The following is a 4099-nucleotide window of genomic DNA, read 5'->3' as shown; positions in this document are numbered from 1 at the left end:
CGCCGGGAGCGGCGGGGAGTCCCGTCCCGCTCCCCGCGGGGACGGGCGGGACGCCACCCGGCCCACCGGCCTCTCCGATCGGGATCGCTCCATCCTCGCCGTCGCCGCCCGCACCTTCCCCGGCCCCGGCGTTCGCGATCGCGTCATCCGGGAACGACTCGGCATGTCGCCCACCCGCTACCACCAACTGCTCAACGCCCTCCTCGACGACCCCGCCGCGCTCGCCCACGACCCGGTCACCGTCAACCGGCTCCGCCGCCTGCGCGACCTGCGCCGCTCCGACCGCTGACCCCGTCGCCCCCCGGCCGGCCGTCCCCGCTCCCGGGGACGACACCTTCCGGCCGACCCGGCCCCGTCACCCCCGCCGACCATCCGGCCGCCGGTAGGCTCGCCGCCATGGGCAGCCACCCCGCACTCCCCGTCCCGACCACGGAAGCGGGCCGCGACGGCCTGACGGCGTTCCTCGCCGCCCCCGAACGCGCCCTCGTCGCCCTCGACTTCGACGGCACCCTCGCGCCGATCGTGCCGAACCCCGAGGACTCCAGACCGCACCCCGACGTCCCGCCGGCCCTCGCGCGCCTCGCCCCCCTCATCGGTGGGCTCGCCGTCATCACCGGCCGGGCCGCCGCCGACGCGGCGCGGCTGGGCGGTTTCGAGGACCTGCGCGGCGCCCCCGGCTTCGACCGCTTCACCGTCCTGGGCGCGTACGGCGCCGAACGCTGGAACGCCCTCGACGGCTCACTCACCACCCCGCCCCCGCACCCCGGCGTCATGGCCGCCCGCGCCGACCTGCCCGGCGTCGTCCGCGACGCCCTTCCCTCGGACCGCGCCCACATCGAGGACAAGGGCGGCGCCCTCGCCGTCCACACCCGTCGTGCCGACGACCCCGAGGCCGCGCTGGAGGCCCTGCGCGAACCCCTCACCCTGCTCGCCGCGCGCCACGCCCTCACCGTCGAACCGGGCCGCCGCGTTCTGGAACTGCGCCCGCCCGGCACCGACAAGGGCGCCGCGCTCGCCGAACTCGTCCGCGCCGCGCGCCCCTCCGCCGTCCTGTACGCCGGTGACGACCTCGGCGACCTCGCCGCCTTCGACGCCCTCGTCAAGCTCCGGGACAACGGCCTGCCCGGCGTGCGGGTGTGCAGCGGCAGCACCGAGGTGACGGCCCTGGCGGAGGCGTGCGACCTGCTCGTGGACGGCCCCGCCGGGGTCGCCGCACTGCTCTCCGGCCTCGCGGACGCCGTCGAGGGCGCCGCCGGGGGAACACCCCGGGGGACCGGGGCCGGATAGCGGCGGGGCCCGGCCCCCACCGCCCCGGCGCCGGGAATCCGGGTCGGTGGCCGGTGGGCCGGGCCGGACGCGCGACCGGTGCCGGGCTCGGAAGCCGACCCCGGCGGGGGCCGCCCCCCTTGACCCGGAGTGCACTCCAGGTGTCACTCTCGGGGCATGAGCGACACCTACTCCCCGGCCGAGGCCGCCGAGCGGAGCGGCTTCAGCCTGGACACCCTGCGCTACTACGAACGCATCGGGCTCCTTCCGCCCATCACCCGCACCTCCACCGGCCACCGCCGGTTCTCCGAGCGGGACCTGGAGTGGCTGGGCATGCTCCGGTGCCTGCGGGACACCGGCATGCCCATCGCCCAGCTCCGGCGGTACGCCGAGCAGGCACGCGCCGGCGAGGGCACCATCCCCGACCGCCTCGCCCTGTTGGTGGAACACGCCGCCCGGGTCGAGGGCCACATCACGCGCCTGCGCGAGCAGCAGGAACGGCTGCGCCGCAAGATCGACTGGTACTCCGCCATGGCACCCTCCGCGCCCACCCCCTCCGCGGGGCGGGAGGAGCCCACCGCGGTCGGCCACGGGGCACGACCGGTACCCGCCTCCTCCGGAGCGGCCGCCTGAGGCACTCGCCGGACGCCCCGGCCGACTCGGGGCACGGGCCGGGAGGCACGTCGGCGCGCCGGGCGGGGACGCGCACCCCGTCGCGCCCCCGCCCGGCGCGCCGGGACGGGCGGACGAGCCGAACAGCGGGTTGGAGGCGGAGCCGCCCCCGGGGTCAGAATCCGGTGGCGATCCCCAACATCAGCAGCATCATCCACCCCACCAGGGTCAGGTAGCCGAACACCAGACCCGTGAGGGCCATGCCGTCGCCCTTCTCCCGGGTCCGCTGGATGTCCGAGCGCGCCTTGTGACCGAGGATGATGGCCGGGATCGCGGTGACCCCCCACGTGAACGGACACAGCACCCCGCACACCAGCGCGCCCACCGCGTTGCCGTTGGTCTGCTGCGGCGGCGGGACGGGCGACCAGGGCCGGGCCGGTGCGTACGGCATCGGAGCCGGCACCGGGGCCTGGAACGCCGGAGCGGGAGCCGGCAGCGGCGACGGCCCCTGCGGCAGGTCGGCGAGCAGGTGGTGCAACTCGCCATAGGTGGTGGCGGAGTGCACGTGCGCCATCCGCTGATCGAACTCGTGTTTGCTCAACCGGCCCTCGGCGTACCCGGCCTTCAGCACGTCCTCCGCCCGCGCCCGGTCCGAATCCGAGGCGCGCATCATCGGTTGCTGACCACCGGGACCGGGCACCGGACCCGGCTGCCGCTGGGGCACGTTCCCGTACGGACCGGAGTTCGGCCACTGTTGCATCGACATCCCCGTACCTCCCCGCACGCCGTACGTGCTCTGCCCCCATCATCCCGGACGCCCCGGGAAAGGGGGAGGTTCCCCCGGACCCGATGGTGGGGGACAGTGGCACCGATGTGGTGACCGAGCGTGTTCAGGGCCGTGCGCCGTGGATTCCGGACCCGGTGAAACCCCTGTTGGCGTGTCCGCGTCCCGTCATACAGTGACGTGCGGGGGGCATCGATCCCCCGCGTGTGCGCCCCGACGCCCCGGGCCCGGCTCATGGGTGTCGGGGCTCGACCTGTCGCACCGTCCCGGGGAGTTCTTGTCATGAAGCGTCGTCTTGCCGGTTCCGCCGTCGCGGGGTTGGTGGCCGCGAGCCTGTTGGTGACCGCCTGTTCCTCCGACGCCGACGGGGGCGACGACGGGGCCGCCGCGCCGATCGAGGGCGCCGACGGCGCCGGGGAGGCGAGCGGGGAACCGGAGCCGGAGGAGCCGACCGGGGACCCCACCCCGGAGGACGACGGCATCGACCGCCCCGAGATCCGCGTCGCGGACGACCTGGAGATGGTCTTCGAGGAGCCCGAGACCGACGACCCGGTGGAAAAAGGGGCTCTACTGGACAACGAGTGGCAGATTCGTGCTTTGTATGAAGTGATCACCACTCATGATTCCGAGAATTCTTCTCTGAGTTTCTATACGGATGGTGATGCACTGCTTCAGGATCTCGATCTCATTCAGCGGGCAATTGATCAGGGCATCTCGTCAGCAGGTAGGATGCGCTATTTCAATCGAGTGGCGGAAGTGACGGATGGAGACGCCGCTCTGATTTCCTACTGTCGTGATTTCACCGAGGTTTACACCAAGAAATTGGCTACGGGGGAGGTTGTTCAAGAGGCGGACCCCGATGCGCTTCCGACCCACTACACCTCTCGCCTCGAATTGGGCGACAATGGGGTATGGAAAACGGTGGACATGAGCTTCGATTTGGAGTCGCCTGAATGTCGATGAAGAAAAGGCTTTTCGTTCTGTTTTTCCTCGCCCTGCCTTTTTCTCTGTATCCTTCCGTGGCGTTTGCGGACCTTGAGGTTGGAAACCGTCAACCGGGAACATCCGATGGCGATGGTGGGATCGGGGCGGGGGTGTCGACTCGTCCGAAGATCACATTCTCGCCGCCGGCGTCGGGGACGGAGGGGGCGTTGACGTCCTCGGTGTGGTCGCCGCCGGCGTGTTACTACGCGCCGGTGCACACCCCGGCGGAGGCGGAGGCGTACTGGACGGCCGTGCACAACCGGATCATCCAGGCCCCCTTCCCGCAGGAGGACAAGGACTCCGCGCGCGACGGCCACGAGGCGCGGTTCGGGGAGGACGGGGAGTTCCCCGACTTCCACCGCGACCGGGAGGGCGAGGGCATGTTCTGGATGCGGGTGATGAACGAGGACTACCCGGCCGCCGACCGTTTCGCGTGCGAGTGGCGGTTGTTCT

General features: G+C 72.3%; 5 protein-coding genes and 1 pseudogene. 5 read left to right on the top strand and 1 reads right to left on the bottom strand.

The window, feature by feature from the left end; translation table 11 throughout:
* From FOE67_RS18680 to FOE67_RS30130, 3 genes are all read left to right on the top strand, one after another.
* The coding region (locus FOE67_RS18680; RefSeq protein WP_194444441.1) for a DUF3263 domain-containing protein at window positions 1–289 on the top strand (289 nt) is incomplete at its 5' end.
* A gap of 107 nt (window positions 290–396) precedes the next feature.
* Window positions 397–1287 carry a trehalose-phosphatase gene (otsB, locus tag FOE67_RS18675; RefSeq protein ID WP_182665790.1) on the top strand — a complete coding sequence of 297 codons (891 nt, stop codon included), beginning with the start codon at window positions 397–399 and terminating at the stop codon, window positions 1285–1287.
* Window positions 1288–1443: 156 nt separating this feature from the next.
* Window positions 1444–1899, top strand: a complete 456-nt coding sequence (locus tag FOE67_RS30130; protein WP_182665788.1) for a MerR family transcriptional regulator — start codon at window positions 1444–1446, stop codon at window positions 1897–1899.
* A 154-nt stretch (window positions 1900–2053) separates the two neighbouring features.
* Here the strand turns inward: FOE67_RS30130 and FOE67_RS18665 are convergent, their stop codons facing one another.
* Window positions 2054–2644 (bottom strand): DUF1707 and DUF4190 domain-containing protein, encoded by a 591-nt coding sequence (locus FOE67_RS18665; RefSeq protein WP_323385034.1) that lies wholly within the window; start codon window positions 2642–2644, stop codon window positions 2054–2056.
* Window positions 2645–2944: 300 nt separating this feature from the next.
* Between FOE67_RS18665 and FOE67_RS18660 the strand changes: the two genes are divergently transcribed.
* Together FOE67_RS18660 and FOE67_RS18655 are read left to right on the top strand one after the other, a co-directional pair.
* On the top strand, window positions 2945–3625 hold the full coding sequence (locus FOE67_RS18660) for a hypothetical protein (protein WP_182665786.1): 681 nt from the start codon (window positions 2945–2947) through the stop codon (window positions 3623–3625).
* A 188-nt stretch (window positions 3626–3813) separates the two neighbouring features.
* Window positions 3814–4099, top strand: a pseudogene (locus FOE67_RS18655) (hypothetical protein); the annotation flags it as partial.

Source organism: Streptomyces calidiresistens (assembly GCF_014141525.1).
Taxonomy (GTDB): domain Bacteria; phylum Actinomycetota; class Actinomycetes; order Streptomycetales; family Streptomycetaceae; genus Streptomyces; species Streptomyces calidiresistens.
This window is presented reverse-complemented; position numbering and strand designations above follow the sequence as displayed.